The 24,942-nt window shown below is 46.3% G+C and carries 2 protein-coding genes (1 of these 2 running past the window's edge); both read left to right on the forward strand.

What is annotated here, in order from left to right; genetic code table 11:
- Positions 1-12,152: the 3' portion of an SDR family NAD(P)-dependent oxidoreductase gene (locus tag ABZM97_RS09390; protein ID WP_367387405.1), read on the forward strand. The gene continues 1,531 nt to the left of window position 1, outside the view; 12,152 of the gene's 13,683 nt are visible here — the last part of the coding sequence; the start codon falls outside the window, past its left edge; it ends in the stop codon at positions 12,150-12,152.
- A gap of 15 nt (positions 12,153-12,167) precedes the next feature.
- Entirely contained in the window at positions 12,168-24,911 is a 12,744-nt protein-coding gene (locus tag ABZM97_RS09395) for an SDR family NAD(P)-dependent oxidoreductase (protein ID WP_333516215.1), read from the forward strand.
- Positions 24,912-24,942: the final 31 nt, after the last annotated feature.

Genomic DNA, 24,942 nt, shown 5'->3' on the forward strand with positions numbered 1-24,942 from the left:
ACTGCTTCGATTCTCAATTTTTCAGAATCACGCCGAGAGAGGCAGAGACAATGGACCCTCAGGAGCGGCTGTTTTTAGAAACCTGCTGGGAAACGATTGAGGATGCAGGCTACACGCCCAAGACTTTGGCCAAACCTAGAGGACGAAACAAAAGGCAGCATGTAGGTGTTTTTGCGGGCGTCATGCACAAGGATTATACATTAGTCGGCGCTGAAGAAGCATCAGCGGAAAATGTGTTTCCCCTCTCTCTTAACTATGCGCAAATTGCCAACAGAGTGTCTTACTTTTGTAATTTCCACGGTCCGAGTATGGCGGTTGATACGGTATGCTCCTCATCTCTGACCGCTGTACATCTGGCGCTGGAAAGCATTCGTCACGGTGAATGCGATGTCGCGTTAGCAGGCGGAGTAAACCTGTCCCTGCATCCTAATAAATATATGACATACGGGGTCTGGGATATGTTTTCCACTGACGGGCACTGCCGTACATTTGGCAAAGATGGAGACGGTTATGTACCGGCTGAAGGAATCGGTGCAGTTTTATTAAAGCCTTTGCACCAGGCGGAGGAAGACGGAGATCGCATTTATGCCGTCATTAAAGGAAGTGCAGTGAATCATGTGGGCACTGTAAGCGGCATTTCAGTGCCGAGTCCAGTTTCTCAAGCTGACCTTATTGAGGCATGCTTGGAGAAAACGGGAATTGATCCGAGGACGATTAGTTATGTTGAAGCGCATGGAACCGGTACGTCCTTAGGAGATCCGATCGAAGTGCAGGGGTTGGTGAAAGCATTCCGCCAATATACAGAGGATCGGCAGTTCTGTTCGATCGGTTCTGTTAAGTCAAACATCGGGCATGCTGAATCCGCCGCAGGGATCAGCGGTTTAAGCAAGGTTGCCCTTCAGCTTCACCATCAGACTCTCGTGCCTTCTTTGCATTCAGAAGAACTAAATCCGTACGTGGATTTTGAAAAGTCTCCATTTTATGTGCAGCATGAAACAGCAAAGTGGAAGCTACCTGTTATTAGGGAAAATGAGAAAAACCCCCCTTATCCGCGCCGGGCGGGTATCAGTTCCTTTGGGGCGACCGGTTCAAACGCACATATTATCCTTGAGGAATATATTCCTCAAACAGCGGAGCATGGCGTTTCATTGCCGTCAGTTTCTGGCATGCCCGTTGTTATCCCGCTTTCTGCCCGTAATCAAGAACGTCTTCGTGTATATGCAAAACGTCTCTTGGATTTTCTTCATGATGGGATTCAGATTAGAGATTTGGCTTATACATTGCAGGTTGGACGTGAACCGATGGAAGAGCGGGTTGCTTTTGCAGCAGCCGACATTCAAGAATTGACCGGACAATTGAAGGCTTTTGCAGAAGGGCGCGAAACGATTCAGCATTGCTGGATGGGGCGAATGTCAAGAGGAAGTGATTTATCGCTTTCCGCCGAAACGGTACATAAATCGCTGGAACAAAGAAATCTCGATCTGATTGCGGAGCAGTGGGCCAACGGAGCTGCGATTGACTGGACCCTTCTTTACGAAGGAAAGAAACCAAAGCGGATCAGCTTGCCGACATACCCTTTTGAAAAGGTGCGTTATTGGGTGCCTAAAGCAGAGACAGTGACTCGTCTATCAAAAGGGGAAGGGCATGTCCTTCATCCTCTTCTGCATCAAAATGTGTCTGACATGTCGGGAGTACGCTTCCGTTCAACGTTCACAGGACGTGAATTTTTCTTTAAGGATCATGTCATTAAGGGCGAGCGGGTTTTACCCGGTGCAGCTTTATTGGAAATGGTTCGGGCGGCTGTCGAAAAGGCAGCTGGAGATCAGTTCCCGACAGGATTCCGACTTCGGAATATTGTCTGGGTTCGGCCGTTTGCCTTCACAGAACAGCAGAAGGACATACACATACGTTTATATCCTGAGAAAAATGGTGAGGTTGCATTCGAAATCTGCCAGGAGCCTGAAAGCGCAGAGAAGGCGCCGGTTGTATACGGACAAGGGAATGCAGTGCTTTGTGAGGTTGATGAACCTCCTGTAATAAACATTGAAGAACTGAAGGCAAACGATAATGAGCAGATTCTGTCACCTTCTGATTGCTACGAGGCTTATGCAGAAATGGGCATTCATTATGGTGACAGCCACAGAGCGATTGATAGCATATATGCCGGCAAAAACGGAGTTCTTGCGAAATTGACGATGCCGCTTGTGATCTCCGGTACGCAAGACCATTATGTCCTACATCCGAGCATGATAGATTCGGCATTTCAAGCATCTATCGGTTTGAGGCTGGGACACATTACGAGTTTAGCAGGCAGAAAGGCAATGCTGCCTTTTGCCATACAGGATGTCCAAATCTTCAAAGGCTGCGAGATATCTATGTGGGCGCGGATCACATACAGCGAGGGCAGTGCAGCTGGGGATCGCATGCAGAAGCTTGATATCGATTTGTGCAATGAAGAGGGGCAGGTTTGCGTGCGAATGAAGGGCTATTCTGCAAGAGTGTTAGAAGCAGATGCAGAAGATCCTTCTGAGACAATTGACACGCTGCTGTTTGAACACGTTTGGGAAGAAAATGCTCCTGCCGAGGAGCAGGGATTAATAGTATCCGAGACACATAAAGTCGTTATCTGTGATTTTGGAGAACAACTGGAAAGCATCCGAAATGATCTTGACTGTACAGTATTGCAGCATTATACAGAGGCAATTGATGAACGGTTTGAAGTGTATGCCGTACAGTTATTTGAAGAAATCAAGCAGCTGCTGCACTCGAAAACCGGGGGACATACATTCATTCAAGTGGCGGTGCCTGTGTTGAACGAGCCGCAGCTATTAAGCGGCTTAACCGGACTGCTCAAAACGGCTGAACTGGAAAACCCCAAACTGACTGGACAGCTGATTGAATTAGATACCGAGATGTCTAGTAGTGACCTATTCGAAAAATTGGAGGAAAACAGACGCTGTCCGCGTGACACGCATATTCGCTATTGGCGAGGGAAACGGTTTGTAAGCAAATGGAAAGAGGCTGCTGGCGAGCACTTAAGTGACATGCCATGGAAAGATAAAGGTGTTTATCTGATTACAGGCGGTGCAGGCGGCCTTGGCTCCATCTTTGCAAATGAAATCGCAAACCAAACGAATGATGCTGTTGTGATCCTGACAGGACGCTCTCCGCTCAATGAAAGGAAGCAGTCGCAGCTTCAAGCCTTACAGAAAGTGGGTATTCAAGCGGTTTACAGACAAGCGGATCTGACAGAGAAACGAGCTGTTAATGACTTATTAGAAGAGATCCAAAACGTTTACGGAGGCTTGAACGGGATCATTCATAGCGCCGGTATGATAAAAGATAATTTTATTATTAAGAAAAAGAAAGAAGAAGTTCAAACCGTGCTCGCTCCAAAGGTAGCCGGTCTGATTCATCTTGATGAAGCAACGAAAGATATTCCGCTTGACTTCTTTATCTTTTTTTCCTCAGGTGCCGGAGCAGTGGGAAGCGCGGGGCAGGCTGATTACGCAATGGCGAATGCATTTATGAATGCATTCAGCGAATATCGAAATGGCCAAGCAGCGCTGCACAAACGTTATGGAAAAACTCTTTCGGTGTGCTGGCCGCTGTGGAAAGACGGGGGCATGCATATTGATGCTGAAACTGCGAGGATGCTGACAAAAGAAACAGGCATGGTGGCCATGGAAACAGGGCATGGGATTCAGGCATTATACCATGGCTGGGCGTCAGAAAAGCCGCAAGTATTAGTGGCTTCCGGTGTTGCTAATCGGATTCGTGCATTTTTGTATGAAACGGGACATGGTCAAGGTGAATCCCAAAATACGAAAAAAAGAAATGGCAGTCAGGATACGGGAAGAGCAGACATTGTCCTAGGAGTCGATGAAGAGACATTGAGAGAAAAAGCGGAGAATTATGTGAAACAAGTGCTTTCTTCGGTTATCAAGCTGCCGGCCGGCCAGATTGATGCTGAAGCTCCTCTCGAGGATTATGGAATCGATTCTATAATGATCATGCATGTAACAGGTCAATTAGAAAAAGTATTTGGGTCTTTGTCTAAGACATTGTTCTTTGAATATCAGGATATTCGGTCATTAACCCGGTATTTTATTGATTCCCACCGAGAAAAGCTTCTGGACATCTTGGAAATTGAAACAGACAAACCTTCCGTTGCGGGAAATAGAAAAACAGTTTCAGAGCCAGAAAAGAGAGAAATTTCAGTTGCCCCAAGAAAGTCCGGATTCTTTCCTTTGCAAGAAAAAGGGCAGAAGCAGTCAAAAGAAAAGGAAACAGAGGAAATTGCAATCATTGGTATCTCTGGGCGCTATCCTCAGGCAGACAACATCAATGAATTGTGGGAAAACCTGAGGGACGGGCGAGACTGTATTACGGAAATTCCTGAAGACCGCTGGGATCATAGTCTCTATTATGACGAAGATAAGGATAAGCCTGGAAAAACCTACAGCAAGTGGGGCGGCTTTATGAAGGATGTAGACAAGTTTGACCCGCAGTTTTTCCATATTTCACCGCGTGAGGCAAAATTAATGGACCCTCAGGAGCGGCTATTTTTGCAGTGCGTGTATGAAACGATGGAAGACGCAGGATATACAAGAGAGCATCTCGGCCGTAAGCGTGATTCGGAGCTTGGCGGAAGTGTCGGGGTATATGTCGGAGCCATGTACGAAGAATACCAGCTGTATGGGGCGCAAGAGCAGGCGCGGGGCAGGTCTCTGGCTTTAACAGGAAATCCATCATCCATCGCGAATCGAGTATCGTATTATTTTGATTTTCATGGGCCGAGTATTGCTTTGGACACTATGTGTTCTTCTTCTTTAACCGCTATTCATTTGGCTTGCCAAAGCTTGCAGCGCGGAGAGTGTGAGGCGGCATTTGCGGGCGGCGTGAATGTTTCAATCCACCCAAATAAATACTTGATGCTTGGGCAGAACAAATTTATGTCCAGCAAAGGCCGATGTGAAAGCTTTGGAGAGGGCGGAGACGGCTATGTGCCGGGAGAAGGCGTAGGAGCAGTGCTTCTTAAGCCATTGTCTAAAGCTGTTGAAGATGGCGATCACATATATGGAATCATTAAGGGAACTGCCATTAACCACGGAGGCAAAACAAACGGTTACTCAGTTCCAAACCCGAATGCCCAAGCAGATGTGATCAACAAGGCGTTTGTGGAAGCGAAGGTTGACCCGCGGACTGTCAGTTATATCGAAGCGCACGGCACGGGAACCTCACTCGGAGATCCGATTGAAATGACAGGGCTGTCCAAAGTGTTTACGCAACGAACGAATGACAAACAATATTGTGCAATAGGCTCAGCCAAATCAAATATTGGGCACTGCGAGAGTGCGGCAGGTATCGCAGGCTTAACCAAGGTATTACTCCAAATGAAATACAGGCAGCTTGCGCCTTCCCTGCATTCAAACGTGCTGAATCCGAATATTGATTTCCTTAACTCACCGTTTAAAGTACAGCAAGAGCTAGAAGAATGGAAGAGGCCGATCGTTTCTGTCAATGGAAAAGACATTGAATATCCGAGAATCGCAGGCATCTCTTCATTTGGCGCCGGGGGAGTAAATGCCCATATTTTAATAGAAGAGTATGTTCCGAAGTCTGAGCAGGAACGTTCGCCAGCGGAGAAACAGCCGGCTGTCATTGTGCTCTCCGCAAAAAATGAAGAAAAACTTCAGAAACGGGCGGAACGATTGCTGCATGCCATTCGTGAACAAAGATATGCTGAAGCAGATTTGCACCGAATCGCCTATACCCTGCAAGTCGGACGTGAAGCGATGAATGATCGTCTGGCGTTCGTTGCTGAAACGATGCAGGAGCTTGAAGAAAAGCTGACTGAATGTATTTCCGGTACAGAAGATCGTGAATATATCTTTCGAGGACAAGTGAAACGCAACAAAGAAACCATTGCCGCTTTTGCCGCTGATGAAGATATGTCAAAAACAATTGAGGCATGGATGCAAAAAGGAAAGTACACGAAGGTGTTAGACCTTTGGGTAAGAGGCTTACGTATCGACTGGAACACGCTCTACCAGGATCAAAAACCTCGGCGCATCAGTTTACCCGCCTATCCTTTTGCAAGAGATCGCTATTGGGTAGAAGTTAATGCAACAAAGGCTGAGGAAAAAAGAACGGTGGAACCACCCGTTCCGGTACAGTCCGTCATTCAAAAGCCGTCTATAGACAGGGAAGCCAGCGGCAAGCCTGCCAATATCACCTTACAGCCTTTAACAGCCAATCAGGATCGTTTGCAGCGAGCAGCATCTCCGCTTCCATTAGATACAGAAACAGAGACGATCTCGGCGGAAGAATTGTGCAATGAACTGACGGCGAGCTTAGCGGAAGTGCTGTACATGGATCAAAGCGAGGTTGATCCAGACGAAGCATTCATAGATATCGGAATGGATTCGATTACCGGGCTCGAATGGATAAAAGCCATAAATAAACAGTATGGCACATCACTAAATGTCACCAAGGTTTATGATTATCCGACAACACGTGATTTCGCTGTTTACTTAACGCATGAGTTAAGCACACAAGCTGGAAAGAAAACAGCAGAAAGCGATGCTCCGAAGCAACCGGAGACGTATGTGCCGATGAAACAGAAAACAGCAGCACCTGCTGCTAAACCGGATAATATCACCCTGCAGCGGTTAGAGCACCATCAGCCGTTGCAGGAGGAACCTGCAGCAACCATTCGATATGCAGCAGCTGAAATATCCGCATCAAGCCAATATAATGGGGCAATTGAAACGCTGCATGAAGAATTTAGAGAAAGCATCGCAGACGTGTTATTTATGGAGCCGCACGAGGTGGATATTGATGAAGCATTCATTGATATCGGAATGGACTCGATTACCGGGCTCGAATGGATAAAAGCGGTGAATAAGCAATATGGCACGTCTTTTTCAGTCACTAAAGTGTATGATTATCCAACGATACGTGATTTTGCCGAGATGCTAAAGTCTGAGCTTGGAACGCATCTTAATAGAAAACAAGAAATGAAAGATCAACATAAGGTCTCTGAAGCTGTTAAACAGCCGGCAGAGCGTCCGCTTCAGTCCGTTCAATACCCAATAAAGAAAGAACCTGAGAAGAAACCGGCTCCTATTCATCAAGATCACCGGGAGGATGCAATAGCGATTGTCGGGATGTCGGGAAGGTACCCGGGCGCCAGGAATGTAAGAGAGTATTGGGATAACCTGGTTCATGCGAGAAATGCGATTCGGGATATTCCAACATCACGGTGGGATATTGACAAATTCTATGATCCTGCCCTGAACAAAAAAGGGAGAGTCTATTGTAAATCAATGGGGATGCTTGATGATATTGAACATTTTGATCCGTTGTTTTTTAATATTCCGCCATCAGAAGCTGAACTGATGGACCCACAGCATCGAATATTTTTGCAGGAAGGCTATAAAGCCTTTGAGGACGCTGGATATAACGCCCGCACATTAAATGAGAAAAAATGCGGCGTTTATCTCGGCATTATGAGCAATGAATATGGGGTCATGCTGAATCAGCAGGCAAGGGCAAATGCCACCGGTAACAGCTTTGCGATCGCCGCGGCGCGTATTCCGTATTTTCTTAATTTAAAAGGGCCTGCTATTCCTATTGACACCGCATGTTCATCTTCATTGGTCGGCACACATTTAGCGCGACAGGCACTCATAAACAAAGAAATTGATATGGCGCTGGTTGGCGGTGTCAGCTTATACCTGACGCCGGAATCTTACATCAGTATGTGTGAGGCCGGCATGCTTTCACCTGATGGGCAATGTAAAGCATTTGATAATGGTGCGAATGGTTTCGTGCCCGGCGAGGGTGCGGGTGCGCTGGTACTAAAAAGGCTGAAAGATGCAGAAGCGGACCGTGACCATATTTATGGCATCATCATTGGCTCAGGTATTAATCAAGACGGGAAAACAAACGGAATCACGGCACCGAGTGCGAAAAGCCAAATGGATCTGGAAAGAGACATATATGAAACATACGGCATACATCCTGAGAGTATCAGTTATGTAGAAATGCACGGCACCGGAACAAAACAAGGTGATCCAATTGAATTAGAGGCTCTGTCCACCGTATTTAAAGAAAAAACAGACAAAAAGCAGTTTTGCGCAATCGGTTCCGTCAAAAGCAATATTGGACATACATCTGCGGCGGCAGGAGTAGCCGGTGTTCAAAAGGTGTTGTTGTGTATGAACCAGAAAACGCTGGTGCCGACATTGAACTTCACGACACCGAATGAGCATTTTCAATTTGAACATTCGCCTTTATATGTAAATACAGAGCTGAAGCCTTGGGAATCGGCCGATGGAAAACCGAGAAGAGCCTGTGTCAGCTCTTTCGGATATAGCGGGACGAATGCCCACATCGTGTTAGAAGAATACCAGGCTGAAAAGAGGAATGATCGACTGACAAAGCAGCATCATTCAACATTATTTGTACTCTCAGCGAAAAAAGAGCAGCAATTGAAGGCCTATGCAAAAGAAATGAAAGATTTCGCGAATTCAAATGAAGAAATCAATCTGGAGGATATGGCATATACACTTCAGACGGGCCGGGAAGCGATGGATTATCGGCTGGCGTTTTTGGCGGATTCCAAAGAAGCGGTTATCAAAGCTTTAGGTGATTATGTAGCGGATGTGCCAAACAGCAGCATATTTTCCGCTCACGTGAAAACGAAGAAAAGCGAAATCAAGCTGTTTGAAACAGATCATGATGCCAAAGCATTGCTGCAAACATGGATAGAGAAGAAAAGGCTTGATAAAGTAGCGGAATTATGGGTGAAAGGATTACAGGTCGATTGGAATGGGTTTTATGGAGATCACAAGCCTCGCCGAATCAGTCTGCCTGCTTATCCGTTTGCAGAAGAGTATTACTGGCTGCCAAATGAAGAAGACAAGCCTGAAAACAGCGGTTTGGCAGTGCCTTACTCCGAGCCAAATACTAAGCATTGCTTTCTGCACAAGCAGTGGCAGCACTGTCAGATTGAACCGGCAGAACGTACGAATCAAACCGTTGCCATATTAGCAAACGAGGAGACAATGGCATTAGCGGAAGAGCTTTCGAAGTATTTCTCGAATTACCGTATATTTGACAGTCAAGAGCTCGATCATGTATCTTCTGCTGACTTTGAACATATCTCTGGAGCAGTCGATCTGATCGGTTGCGGAACGAGACATGAGCAATCTTTAAGCTGGATAAACTGGCTTCAAAAGCTAATCGAACAAGGACGCACAAGCAAGCATCATTTGACGATCTTGGGTGTAACGAAGGGGCTGGAGTCTTTCGAAAATAAAGCTGTTCGTTTATCCGGTGCTTCACGAGCCGGTTTATACCGCATGCTTCAAAGCGAGTACAGCCATCTTACATCAAGACATGCAGATATGGAGTCTGCAACTTCCCATGGGGAGTTGGCCAGACTGGTTGCAGACGAGTTTTATGCTAATAGCACAGAATCTGAAGTCTGTTATCGAAACGGCCAGCGGTACCGCGCATATTTGGCAGAGCAATCAGCAGATACAGCAGGTCTTTATCATAAACAAGTATCGTTTTCAGCAGACAAAGTCCTGCTTATTACAGGCGGGACAAGAGGTCTCGGTTCGTTGTGTGCCCGGCATTTTGTGAAAACATACGGCGTTAAGCGCCTGGTCCTCATCGGCCGAGAAGAGCTGCCTCCGCGTGATCAGTGGAATTCAGTAAAAAATGTCTCGCTCGCGGAGAAAATAAACGCCATTCAAGAGCTAGAAGCCATGGGTGCGGAAGTTCAAGTGCTGTCTCTGGACCTGACCGATTCGTTTGCCGTTGAACAGAGCCTGAAGACCATACACGAAACAATGGGACCGGTTGGCGGCGTTATCCATTGTGCCGGGAAGGTGAACAATCATAATCCGGCATTTATCAGAAAATCACTAGAAGAAATCGAACAGGTGCTTGAACCGAAAGTCGAAGGCCTGCAAACGTTGTTTGATCTGCTGAAAGACGAATCATTGGCGTTTTTTGCCTTGTTTTCATCTGTTTCAGCGGCCATCCCTATTCTTGCAGCTGGACAAGCAGATTACGCGATGGCGAATGCTTTTATGGATTATTTTGCAGAGGCCCATAAAGATAAATGTCCAATTTTCAGCATTCAGTGGCCTAACTGGAAGGAGACCGGTTTAGGTGAGGTTCGAAGCAAAGCTTTAGAACAGACTGGATTGGTGAGCTTGACAAACGGTGAGGGATTACAGCTGCTGGATCAGATTCTATCAGATACACGGCATGCTGTCGTACTGCCGGCGATCCCGGATACAAACGTATGGCAGCCGGACAAACTTATACAGCCGTCAATGCCTGTTGAAGCTCTCTCACTCCCTGAGACAAAAGAGCAAGACAGCACTCACAACCTGTTCGGTGAAACAGTCGAATGGCTCGTAACTCTTTTTTCAGATGAACTGAAGATAGCAGCTGAAGACTTTGAAACGGATGAGCCTTTCCAAGAATACGGAATCGACTCGATTATATTGGCTCAACTAGTACAGCAGATGAATCAAACATTAAATGGAGATATTGATCCATCGATTTTGTTTGAATATCCGACAATAGAATCCTTTGCAAACTGGCTCATATCAAAACATGACGTATCAGCTGTTTTACACCGAAACGTTTCTGAGAAACAGACACCTGTCAAGGCGCGATCGTCAATGAAACAGGCACCCATGCCAGAACAGCAGCCGCAACAGACCAGTCATGAGAAAACGGCGGGTCTTGCAGAAGATATCGCCATCATCGGACTTACTTGCAGATTCCCTGAAGCGGAAACACTTGAGGCATACTGGGATTTAATTCGGGATGGACGGGCTGCGATTAAACCTGTACCGCCTGAACGATTCGGGCACTCCAGCTCGAATTACGCGGGCCTCATTGATAATATGAACCAATTCGATCATGATTTCTTCATGATGTCCGAGAACGATGTCAGAGCGATGGACCCTCAAGCTTTGGCCGTATTGGAGGAAAGCCTGAAGCTGTGGTATCACGCCGGCTATACGGAAAAAGAAGTGAAAGGCATGAAGGCTGGTGTTTATATAGGAGGCCGCAGCCAGCACAAGCCTGATCCGTCCAGTCTTTCAAAAGCAAGAAATCCGATTGTGGCTGGCGGACAAAACTATTTAGCAGCTAACATCTCGCAATTTTTTGACTTAAGGGGACCGAGTATTGTGCTGGATACTGCTTGTTCCTCTGCACTGGTCGGACTGAATATGGCCATTCAAGCTCTGCGGAGCGGAGATATTGAGGCAGCGGTTGTAGGCGGCGTCAGTTTGCTTGATGCTGATGCGCATCATATGTTTCAGGAACGCGGACTTTTATCTGACAAACCGTCATTCCATATGTTTGATAAGCGGGCAGACGGTGTCATTTTAGGAGAAGGCGTGGGTATGGTTCTCGTTAAAACCGTCAGCCAAGCACTCGAAGACGGAGATTCCATATATGCAGTCATTAAAGCAGCAGCTATTAACAATGACGGAAGAACAGCAGGCCCATCTTCACCGAATCTCGAGGCGCAAAAGGATGTCATGCAGACAGCGCTTGGAAAAAGCGGCAAAAAGCCTGAAGAGATCAGTTATCTCGAAGCGAATGGCTCGGGATCAGCGGTGACAGATTTACTTGAACTGAAGGCCATTCAAGCCATTTACCGTTCCGGTTCAAAGGCGCCATTAGGGCTGGGATCAGTGAAACCTAACATCGGCCACCCTTTATGTGCAGAAGGAATAGCGAGCCTGATTAAAGTGGCTTTAATGCTGAACCATAGACAATTGGTTCCCTTCCTGTCAGGTGACGAAAGCATGGCGCATTTTGATATAAAAGAGACCGATTTGTATTTTTGTAAATCGCAAGCCGAGTGGAAGGAGACAACACCGGCTGCGGCAATCAATTGTTTTGCCGATGGCGGCACGAATGCCCATTTGATTGTGGAAGCCTGGAAAGAATCGGGTGAGCGTTTAATCAGAAGAAAACCTTTGCCTCTGCCGGAATTAAGCCGGCAGCCCGTTTTAACAGAACCATCAGCTCAAACCGCGCAGAAAAAAGTGCTTTCAGACACAGGGGCTCCGAAAGAAATGTTTTGGAAAACTTTCAAATAAGAGAGGAGTGGGAAAATGATAACTGAACAACTGCACATTTCATTAAATAATCCTATCATGTCCAACCACAAGGTATACGGACAAGCATTATTACCCGGCCTTGCTTATATAGATTTGATCTACCAAGTATTCCAAGAACATGGTTACGCATATCAAGAGCTTGAATTAAAAAACCTGACTATTTTTTACCCTTTGATCGCAGACGAATTGTATGACATTGCTCTCACAATTCACGTGTCTGAAAGCAAGAAAGGGACATGGTCCATCATCATCGACGGACAAAAACAGCGTGGTGAGTCGCTTTCGGACAAAAGACAATATGTGACGGCTGACATGCATCGTAAAGAGCGGACTTCTTTTGAAGATTCAATAGACCATAATCAGTGGAAACGTACAGCTGAAAGGATTTTGAATTTAGATGAACTGTATGAACAATGCCGCTCTCAAGAATTAGTGCATACCGGCATGATGAAGGCGGAAGGGAAGATTTATAAAACCAAAGAGGGTGCTTTGATTGATCTGTCTGTCGGACAGGAAGCGCTGGGCCATTCTGAAGCTTTTCTGTTTCATCCGACTCTCATTGATGGCAGCGGTATAGGTTCAAGCTGCCTTCTCTCAGATCAAACGATGTATCTGCCACTGTGTTATGAATCTTTTTCAGCTTCAGAACGATTGCAAAAAGGGTGTACAGCACGGATCCTCTCTTCGTCTGTGCGCCAGAAGAACGAACTCACTTATATGACGATTGAATATTTTAATTCCTCCGGACAAAAAGTGGCCGAGCTGAAACAGTTTGCAGGCAAGTCTGTACGTGATGCGGCAGTCCTTCATTCTGGAAAAGAAATTCATGCTGTCTCTCAGAATCCTGATCGAGACTATACGGCAATTGAAACGTATTTGCGTCAATTGCTTGCTCAACAGCTTGAAAGGCCGGCAGAACAAATGGATATCCACGCCGGATACTATGAGCTTGGGCTGGATTCACCATCCTTGCTAAAAGTGGTTCAGGAGATAGGGGATGAGATCGGAGCGGATCTTTCGCCAACGCTGCTGTTTGAATATACGACGATTGCAGAACTAGCTGTGTATCTTGCTGATCATTATTCAATGGGAGAGGCGGACGATACAGTTCGCCAGTCTCCTAAACCAATGCAGGATTCTTCAGACGCCGCTCCCTCTTTACCAGAGATCGGCGGGGATATTGCCATTATCGGAATGGCAGGCCGTTACCCTAAGGCAAAAAACATACAGGAATTTTGGGAAAATCTTAAGGCGGGTACCGACTGCATCACGGAGATCCCAAACTCGCGCTGGGAATGGAAGGATAACAATGGTCTGGATTCACCTTCGGGCAAGCCATTGTCAAAATGGGGCGGGTTTATCGAGGATGCTGATTGTTTTGATCCTCAATTTTTCAGGATTTCACCCCGTGAAGCGGAAACGATGGACCCTCAGGAACGCTTATTTTTAGAGACGTGCTGGGAAGCCATTGAAGATGCGGGGTATACACCAGAAACCATTGCTTCACCTCAGGGAGAAAATAAAAGACAGCATGTCGGCGTGTTTGCAGGTGTTATGCATAAGGACTACTCCCTTATAGGAGCGGAGGCTCTATCAGAACATCATCCATTTCCTTTATCGTTGAATTATGCGCAAATTGCCAATAGGGTCTCTTACTATTGTAATTTCCACGGTCCAAGCATGGCGGTCGATACGGTCTGCTCTTCTTCATTAACTGCTGTTCATCTGGCAATTGAGAGCATCCGGAATGGAGAATGTGAGGCCGCGCTTGCCGGAGGCGTCAATTTGTCACTGCATCCGGCTAAATATATCAGCTACGGCAGTGTCGGAATGCACTCAAGTGACGGCTATTGCCATACATTCGGAAAAGGCGGGGACGGCTACGTATCGGGAGAAGGTGTCGGAACAGTATTGTTAAAGCCGCTCCAAAAAGCTGAACAGGACGGTGACCGGATCTATGCTGTCATCAAAGGCAGTACCATTAATCATGTGGGAAAAGTAAGCGGAATTACAGTACCGAGCCCGGTAGCTCAGGCTGATGTTATCGAAGCGTGCTTAGAGAAAACAGGAATTGATCCGCGCACCATTAGCTATATTGAAGCCCATGGCACTGGCACCTCATTAGGAGATCCGATTGAAATACAAGGATTGGTGAAGGCTTTCCGCCGAAATACGCAGGAGAAGCAATTCTGTTCAATTGGTTCTGTGAAATCAAATATTGGCCATGCTGAGTCTGCAGCCGGCATCAGCGGTTTAACGAAGACTGTCCTGCAGCTTCACCATAAAACACTGGTGCCGTCACTACACTCAGAAGAGCTGAATCCTTATTTGCAGCTGGATGAAACCCCGTTTTTTGTCCAGCATGATACAAAGGAATGGCAGCAGCCTTCTTTTACAGAAAACGGATTGGACGTCACATATCCCCGCCGCGCCGGTTTAAGTTCGTTTGGCGCTTCAGGATCAAATGCTCATCTTATTTTGGAGGAATATATTCCGACAGAGAGCCGTTCAGAGCCGATTTTAACGAAAAATGAAGAAATGATTATTCCTCTGTCCGCGAGAAACAAAGACCGTCTGCACGCTTACGCTCTTAAACTCCTTGATTTTCTGAGCGAAGACGTCAATCTTGTAGCGTTAGCTTATACATTACAGACAGGCCGGGTGGAAATGGAGGAGCGGGCAGCCTTTATCGTGAAGGACATAAAGGATTTATCTGCTAAACTTCAGGCGTTTGCAAATGGTGAAATAGAGATCGACGGCTGCTGGTCTGGGCAAACCAAGGAGGATCAGGAGGCCGCCGGACCAACATCAACAAACAGCGAATTGAAGAAAATAGCTGAATCATGGGTTCAAGGAAAACGGGTGATCTGGAACGAGCTATATGGCGATCGCAAACCGCTTAAAATCAGTGTTCCGACCTATCCGTTTGCAAAGGAGCGCTACTGGATACCAGCTCCTGAAACAAAAACCAGCATAGTAGATCATACCTTACATCCGCTGGTGCACCGCAATACGTCAGACTTTACGGAGCAGCGCTTCAGCTCTGTTTTTACAGGTCAAGAATTTTTCCTATCTGATCATGTTGTGCAGGGACAGAAAATCCTGCCGGGCGTTGCCTGCCTAGAAATGGCAAGGGAAGCAGCGGAAAAAGCTGCGGGTGATCTGGAAGGTGAACAAAGAGTTGTGTCGCTTAAAGACATCGTCTGGATCCGCCCGATCACGATAGGAAGTGAACCAAAAGAAATACATATTGGCCTTTATCCTGAGGATAACGGGGACATTTCCTTTGACATTTACAGCAGCTCTGAAATGAAAGAAGAAACCCCGATGATACACAGTCAAGGCCGTGCAGTCATTTCAGCTGAAGCGGACACTCCTGTTTTAGATCTTGCATCCATACAGACAGAATGCAGTCTGGATACAGTGACGTCAGAACAATGCTATACGGCGTTTCGAAAGATTGGGCTTGACTACGGCGAGGGCTATCAAGGGATTGAAAAAGTACTTGTCGGACATGATCAATTGCTTGCAAAAATCTCGTTACCCGCTTTTCTAAAAGACGGCAAGCAGCATTTTACGCTCCACCCGAGTTTGATGGATTCCGCCTTCCATGCCACAGTCGGTTTTATCGTCAGCTCAGTCAATGCTGACGCACAGGCCCGCCAGCTGTCTCTCCCGTTTGCTTTGCAGGGGATGGATGTTTTCAGCCCGTGTCCTGAGGAGATATGGTCTTATATTCGTTATAGTTCAGACAGTAAAGCGGGCGACAAAGTCAGAAAGTATGATATTGATTTATGCGATAAGAACGGGAACGTTTGTGTACGAATGAAGGGTGCCTCGATGCGGGCACTTGATGGAGAGCAGACCATGCCTCAAGCAGCCGATTCTCCGCTGACAGGGCATAAGATGATGATCCCTGTCTGGGAACCGGTTTCTCCAAATGGTGAGGACAATGCTTTGTTTGTTGCTACGCGTGCTGTTTTATGCGGTGGTACTGAAGATGAACGGATGTTAATAAAGCAGCATCATCCGCAGGTTTCCTTTATCGATATCCCGTCAGCAGATGACATTTCTGCAATAGCGGACAAGCTGCAAGCATGCGGAGGCATTGACCATGTATTGTGGATGGCCCCGTCACACCCGGACAATATCGTTAGTGAAGGGCAAGAAGAGGCCGTTCTTCAGGCATTTAAGCTTGTGAAGGCATGTCTTCAATTAGGCTATGGTGAGAAGAAGCTGGAGTGGTCTTTTGTGACCGTCCAAGCGCAGTCAGTTACTCCATCTGAGAAAGTTCACCCCGCTCATGCAAGCATTCATGGACTCGCGGGCACAATCGCTAAGGAATATCCGCATTGGAAAATCCGTCTTCTTGATCTTGAAGAAGGCTGCATGTGGCCGGTACATCAAATGTTTACGCTTCCTGCTGACCGTCTCGGACACACTTGGGCCTATCGGAATCAGCAATGGCATCAGCAGCAATTGATCCCATATCGGTACTCACCGTCAAATGACACGCTATACCGAACAGGCGGAGTATATGTGGTCATCGGAGGCGCTGGGTACATCGGGGAGGCATGGAGTGAGTACATGATCCGCCGCTATCAGGCGCAAATCGTTTGGATTGGACGCAGTCAAATCAATGATGCCATCCAGGCGAAAATAGACCGTCTCTCAGCGCTTGGCCCTGAGCCTTACTATATTACAGCCGATGCTGCGGATATGCATTCATTGCAGCAGGCTTATGATCAAGTGAAAAAGCGTCATCCTGAAATTCACGGGATCGTTCACTCTGCAATGGTTTTATCTGAACAAAGTCTGGATAATATGACGATGGAAGAATTTACTGCCGGACTGGCGGCGAAGGTGGATGCCAGTGTTCGTACTGCCCAAGTGTTCCAACAGGAGCATTTAGATTTTGTTCTGTTTTTCTCTTCGCTTGTGGCACATATCAAAAACGTAAAGCAAAGCCATTATGCCTCTGGCTGCGCATTTGCAGATGCTTTTGCTCACCAACTTTCTCATACATGGGCTTGCCCTGTAAAAGTCATGAACTGGGGATATTGGGGGAACAGTGAAGCGGCCGAGGATGAACAGTATGTACAGCTCATGAATCAAATTGGCTTAGGCTTAATTGAGCCTGCGGAAGGTATGAAGGCTTTAGAAGCACTGCTTTCTGGACCAGTCAGCCAAACGGCATTTATTCATACGACAAAACCTGTAGCAGTCGAAGGCGTGAATCAGAAAGAATTCATCACCCTTTATCCTGAGCACCCTTCGGCAGACGTTGAAAGCCTGAAGGGGCGCCTGCCGAAAACAGGACGATTTCAAAGAGTGACACACGAAGAGCTGGACGATCTTCTTTACAGACTTTTGTTAGGCCAGCTGCAAACGGCTGGGCTGTTTGATGGTCATAGATTATCGATTGAACGCCTTCAACAATACAAGACTCGTGAATTTTATGAAAAGTGGCTTCGGCAAAGCAGTGAATTCCTTCTGCAGCATGGTTATCTTAAGAAAGATGGAGATTCATTGGTAAGGAAGGATCCAGCAGAGGATATCGCGCTGATTTGGCAAGAATGGAATGCGAAAAAAGAAAAATGGCTCAAAGACAGCAATACAAAAGCAATGGTTGTTTTAGCAGAAACCATGCTGAAAGGATTACCGGATATTTTGACAGGGAAAGTGCCTGCCACAGATATGATGTTTCCTCAGTCCTCAATGGAATTAGTAGAAGGCATCTATAAGCATAACAAAGTGGCAGACTATTTTAATAAATTGCTTGCCGATACGTTAATAGCTTATCTGGATGAACGGCTGAAGCACGATCCGCAGGCATCCATCCGCATTATGGAAATAGGGGCAGGCACAGGCGGCACGAGCGCCGGAATCTTTCAAAAACTGAAAGCCTATCAAAACCATATCAAAGAATACTGTTATACAGACCTGTCCAAAGCATTTTTGTTGCATGCTGAAAAGGAATATGGGGCGGAAAATCCGTACCTGACGTATCAGCTTTTTGATGTAGAAAAACCGATTGACCAGCAGGAAATCGAGGCTGGCGGCTATGATGTCGTCATTGCAGCCAATGTCCTTCACGCGACAAAGAATATCCGTCAAACGCTGCGGCATACAAAAGCAGTGATGAAAAACAACGGAATGCTGCTGCTGAATGAAATGGCGGGAAACAGCCTGTTCCCTCACATCACCTTTGGTCTCTTGGAAGGCTGGTGGCTGTATGAAGATCCTGCAGTACGGATTCCCGGCTGCCCAGGCTTATATCCTAGCAGCTGGAAAGCGGCACTTGAAAGCGAAGGCTTTGAATCTGTCTTCTTCCCGGCCGAAGCGGCCCATGATCTCAGTCACCAGATCGTCGCTGGCTCTAGCAACGGGCTGGTACGCCGTTTGATGGAAACTGTGATCTCGCCAGAGAAGGATGTTTCATTAGCGTCTAATAAGGAGCCAGCTAATACACAAAACATAGATTCGGAGAAAACAGGACAATCAAATCATGCTCACCTCAGAGAAAAAAGCACAGAATATATGAAAAAACTAATCGGGGAAACATTGAAAATTCCTGCTAGCAAGATTGAGTCATCTGAACCGCTTGAAAAGTACGGGATTGATTCTATCGTCGTTGTCCAGCTGACGAATACCTTGCGTAAAGAATTTGACCATGTAAGCAGCACTTTATTTTTCGAGTACCAAACGATTGACGCGTTAGTTGAGCATTTCATCCAAACAAAAACAGAAGCGCTGATGAAACTGACAGGTCTTGACCGTCAAGTTCACCCACAGACACCGGCCGCAAGCATGAATAAGTCTTCAAAAAAATCTGGGCAGGCCGCTAAAGGAATGCGGCGCTATCGCAAGCTTGGCTTCAGCAGGGAGAAAGAAACGCCAACACACGCTCCTGCCAGCCGTGACGTTGCCATTATCGGCATTTCCGGCCGTTTTCCTCAGGCGGAGACAGCTGAAGACTTTTGGAATAACCTAAAAGAAGGTAGAAATTGTATTGAGGAAATTCCGAAAGAACGCTGGGATTGGAAAGCCTATTACGATAAAGAAAAAGGAAAAGAAGGGTCGATTTATACGAAATGGGGCGGCTTTATCAAAGATATGGACAAATTTGATCCATTATTTTTTCAGATTTCTCCGCTTGAAGCAGAAAGAATGGACCCTCAGGAGCGATTATTTCTGCAAACCGCTTATGCAAGTATAGAAGATGCGGGATACACGCCTGACACGCTCTCTACAAGCAGAAAAATCGGCGTCTTTGCCGGAGTCATGAACAAAAATTATCCGACCGGCTACGGCTATTGGTCTATCGCAAACAGAATATCGTATTTGCTGAATTTCCAAGGGCCAAGCCTTGCAGTCGATACAGCCTGCTCATCCTCTCTGACAGCGATTCATCTAGCGCTGGAAAGCATTTATAGCGGATCGAGTGATTGCGCCATTGCCGGCGGTGTCAATCTAGTTGTTGACCCGGTTCATTATCAGAACCTATCTGTCATGAATATGCTCTCTGCAAGTGATACATGTAAATCTTTCGGGGATGACGCAGATGGATTTGTCGACGGTGAAGGCGTAGGCGCCATTGTGTTAAAGCCGTTGCAACATGCAATAGCAGACGGAGACCATATTTACGGTGTGATAAAGGCAAGTGCGATTAACAGCGGAGGAAAAACAAATGGATATACGGTTCCAAATCCTCATGCACAGGCACAGCTGATTAAAGAAGCGATTGAGCGCGCCAATATTCCTGCCCGAACTATCAGTTATCTGGAGGCGCATGGAACAGGCACCGCATTAGGTGATCCGATTGAGATAGCGGGATTAACAAAAGCATTTGAGGAAGATACGCTGGAGAAACAGTTTTGCGCGATCGGCTCCAGTAAATCAAATATCGGTCATTGTGAAAGTGCAGCTGGAATTGCAGGACTGACAAAAATACTTTTTCAGTTTAAATACGGTCAAATTGCGCCGTCATTGCATTCTCAGCGATTGAATCCAAATATTGAATTCAGCCATACTCCATTTGTCGTTCAGCAGCATCTTGGTGAATGGAAGCGCCCGGTGATTGACGGACAGGAGGTGCCGAGACGCGCCGGATTGAGCAGTTTTGGCGCTGGAGGGTCCAATGCTCATATGATCCTTGAAGAGTATATTTCGCAAACAGAAGCGCAAACGCCTGAAGCTTTTCCTCCTGCGCTGATTGTGCTGTCAGCGAAAAACAGGGAAAGGCTGCAAGAGAGAGCGGAACAGCTGCTCACAGCCATTCAAGAAAAAAGGTACTGTAAAACAGATCTGATCAGGATCGCCTATACTTTGCAAACGGGTCGTGAAGCAATGGAGGAACGGCTGGGCTTTATAGCGGAATCATTAGAGGATCTTGAGAGAAAGCTGAGCGATTTTATCGAAAATAAAGCAGACAGCCTGTACCTGGATCGCATCGATGAGAACAAAAAAGCATTAGCGGTCTTATCGGCAGATGAAGATACAGAAAAAATCATAGAGGCATGGATGAGCAAAGGGAAATACACGAAACTGCTGGATCTTTGGGTGAAAGGCTTGTATTTTGACTGGGATAAGCTGTATGGAACAAATACGCCTGTCCGGATCAGTCTTCCCGCATATCCATTTGCAAGAGAACGTTATTGGGCACCAGATCAGGCAAAGGCCCCAGCGTCTAAAGAACAGCAAACAGAAGAGCATTTTGAGGTTATGACTTTTCAAGAGGTGTGGAAAGAAGAACCGGCAACTATCACATCGAAACGCTTCAAAACGCTCATCTGTTTTCTGACGGATAGAGAAAAGCAAAACGCCTTCGCTTCATCTGTAAATAACGTTGATCTAGACACCAAGGTCATTTTTATTTCGCAGGGTGAGGTGTACAGCAAACAGTCTCAATACAGCTATCAGATTGTGAGGCAAGAACCTGTCACTTTTGAAAAAGCCTTCCAGAGCATTCAGGAGGAACATGGAGAGCCAGATGCAATTCTCTATATGTGGCCCGCGGAAGATGAGAGCTATATAAAGGACCATTCATGCATTGTCTATTTATTACAAGGGATGTCCGCAGCAAAGCTCCATCCTTCACGGCTGCTGCTGGCGGGACGTTTTGAAAATGGTCTTGACCGGAGCTATCTGGAATCATGGATTGGCTTCGAACGCTCACTCGGGCTTGTTTTTCCACATACGAAAGTGACTGGAATCTTTCAGCCGGCAGATCAAGAATCGATGGATGATTGGGCACGTAAAATATGGACGGAATTACAGGCCTTAACTGGACAAACCGTTTTGTATCAAAATGGGAAACGATGTGTATGTCACATTAAACAGACCACCATACAACCGAACGACAGCAAATTGAAGTCTGGCGGCACTTACCTGATGACAGGCGGTTTAGGAGGGCTCGGTTATTTATTCGCCAAGCATTTGGCTAAAAACTATGCCGCAAACCTTATTTTGACAGGGCGGTCGCCTTTCAATGACGAGAAGCAAAAGCAAATAAAAGAATTAAAGGATCTAGGCGGCGAAGCCATGTATGCAGAGGCAGATGTTTCTGATCCTATCGCGATGGGAGACTGCGTGAAACGAGGGAAAGACCGATTTGGCGCCATCAACGGCGTTATTCATGCAGCTGGTATCGAGAGCGATTCTGCTATTTTTGATAAAGAGATCGATAGCTTCCAGCGCATCATTGAACCGAAAATCAGCGGTACGATAGCGCTTGATGAATGGCTTAAAAATGAAATCCTTGATTTTGTTTGTTATTTTTCTTCGTCTTCTGCGGTTTTAGGAGATTTTGGCTGTTGTGATTATGCGATCGGGAATCGATTCCAAATGGCCTATGCACAGTACAGAAATGGGCTTCATAGCGGCAAAACGTATGTCATCAACTGGCCTGTATGGAAAGATGGCGGAATGAAGATCGGTGATGAAGAAACAACCGAATTGTACCTGAAATCAAGCGGCCAGCGCTTCTTAGAAGCCGATGAAGGCATTCGCCTATTCGAACACATCCTGTCTCAGCAGGATGCTCAGCATCTTGTGATAGCCGGTCAGGCCAGCCGGGTCAGCCGCTTTTTAGGAATGACCGAATCAGCTATTCCGGAACCCGCCATTCAAGCCCCAGCTGTACTAGAAAAAAGAGACGAGGTAAAAACGCTAAGCGTTGAAAAACGTTTAGAACACGATCTGAAAGAGCGTATTCACACATTGCTTAAAATCTCAAAGGACAAGCTGGATTTGAACAAAAATTGGGCCGACTTCGGATTTGATTCGATCTATTTGGCTAAATTCTCGACTGTATTATCAAAGCATTTCAACATCGAAGTGACACCGGCTTTATTTTTTGGGTACTCGACTTTACAGGAATTAATCCGTTTCTTCTTAACGGATCACAAAGAGCTGATCGAAGCATTTTACCGGGATGATGCACCTGAGGCACAAAAGAATCCTGAAGATGATGCTCCGGTTCCTGCAGAACTGGATACCAGCAAAAAAAGCGTCCGGCAGGTTCACGCTGAGCCTATCGCCATTATTGGAATGAGCGGCAGATTTCCTCAAGCTGATTCGGTCATGGAGCTGTGGGACAATCTGAAAAACGGGAAAGATTGTATCACTGCCATCCCGAAAGAACGCTTGGACTGGGGTGGAGCTAACGGAGGTCCAGAAAAAGCAGTGCCGAGATGGGGCGCATTTTTGAAGGACATAGACCGATTTGATCCGCTGTTTTTTCAAATATCGCCTAAAGAAGCTGAAAGCATGGACCCGCGCCAGCGCATCTTTCTAGAGGAAGCTTGGCACACATTTGAAGATGCTGGCTATATGGGACATCGAATAAAAGGAAAATCCTGCGGTGTTTACGTAGGTGTGGAAGAAGGAGAATATGCGCATTTAACCGGAGATACAGATTACATTAACGGAACACAAAACGCCACATTATCTGCGCGAATCGCATACGCATTAGATCTAAAAGGACCTAATATGGCATTGACAGCAGCATGTTCATCTGGACTTGTGGCGATTCATCAGGCATGTTCAGCCCTCCGTCAGGGAGATTGTGAAATGGCTTTAGCCGGCGGCGTCAGCCTGAATATTTCTCAAATGTCATTTGAGGCGCTGACAAGAGCCGAAATGCTGTCTCCGAACGGACAATGTAAAGTATTTGACCAAGATGCCAATGGTCTGGTGCCAGGTGAAGCGGTGGCTGCTGTTCTCCTGAAACCATTATCAAAGGCCATTGAAGATAATGATCACATTTATGGCTGCATAAAGGCCAGCGGTGTGAATTACGATGGCAAAACCAATGGCATTACGGCACCAAATCCTTTTAGCCAGACAGAATTGATCGAGAACATTTATGAAAAAAATGAAATCAACCCGCTCAACATTCAATATGTGATGGCGCACAGTACCGGCTCGAATCTTGGTGATCCGCTTGAGGTCCAAGCGTTAACGAGCGTGTTCAGCAAATATACGAAGCAGAAGCAATTCTGCATGATGAGCTCGATTAAACCTTTAATCGGACACACATTTGCAGCGTCAGGGGTGGTTGCTTTAATCAGTATGCTGATGGCAATAAAAAACCAGACGATTCCGGCTACTCATCATTGTAAAGCGGACAATCCGTATATTCAGTTTAAAGAAAGCCCGTTTGTGCTTTGCAAAGAGAACCTTCCATGGATCAGGAAAAATCAGAATCCGAGGATGGGAACCATCAGCACGACAGGTATCAGCGGCACCAATGCCCATGCAGTCATTGAAGAATACATCCCGGATGAGCAGCCGTTCACACAGCGGCATAAAGAGTCAGCTGAATGCCCGCAGGTTATCGTGCTATCGGCCCAAAATGACGATCGGCTTCAGGATGCTGTCAGCCGCATGATAGTGTATCTTGAGCAGAATCAGAACCTATCTTTACCTGATGTTGCATATACACTTCAGGCTGGAAGAAAAGCCATGGAAGCGAGGCTCGCGATTGTTGTAAACAATCAGGAGCAATTGGTGCGAAAATTGAAGGAATATGCGGAAGCAATGAAGAATGGTGAGGTATCAGGCCAACAGGCATCCCTTTATATAGGACATACGGAAGGGGTGTTAGTAAAACAGGATGAAGCATTCCTGCAAGCACTCGCAAAAGAAAGAAATTTGGAAAACATTGCGGAATGTTGGGTGAAAGGATATCAGATCCCGTGGGAACTCCTTCATGAAGGCGATGACGTTCGGATGGTTCCTTTACCTGGCTATCCGTTTGCAAGGGAGCGGTATTGGGTTTCGTCAGGGAATCATCAAACAAAGGCCGCTAAACCGCATATACAAGACATGAAAACAGAGATTGACGAGCCTAATGGCGAAACACACATTCAAAAGATCATTGTTCAATTTTTAGCACGAGAGTTGGGCATATCTGAGGAGCGAATAAGCTTCAAAAGAAACTTTTTGGATTATGGAATGGATTCAATTCTTGGCCGAAAATTGATGCGTCATATCGAAAAAATCACGCAGATGAAGGTGACTGGCCGGGAAATCCTTGAATATCAGACAGTCCAAGATTTATCCGCTCATTTGGCGTTAAAAGCTGAAAAACGCAATCAAAGCGCGGCAGCACATCAAACAAAAACGTATACAGACGAGCAAATCATCGGATTGATGCAAGAGGTGGCGCAAGGAAAACTGGATTTTAAGAGTGTGCAAAACATCATAGAAGGGAGTAAATCGTATGAATCATAAAGAAATTCTCGATGCCTTCAGATCAGGAGAA

Source organism: Bacillus vallismortis (assembly GCF_040784915.1).
Taxonomy (GTDB): Bacteria; Bacillota; Bacilli; order Bacillales; family Bacillaceae; genus Bacillus; species Bacillus subtilis_G.

What these genes read in the sequence shown, in the direction of transcription:
- ABZM97_RS09395 (WP_333516215.1), top strand. Translation starts at nt 12,168, where the DNA reads ATGATAACTGAACAACTGCACATTTCATTAAATAATCCTATCATGTCC.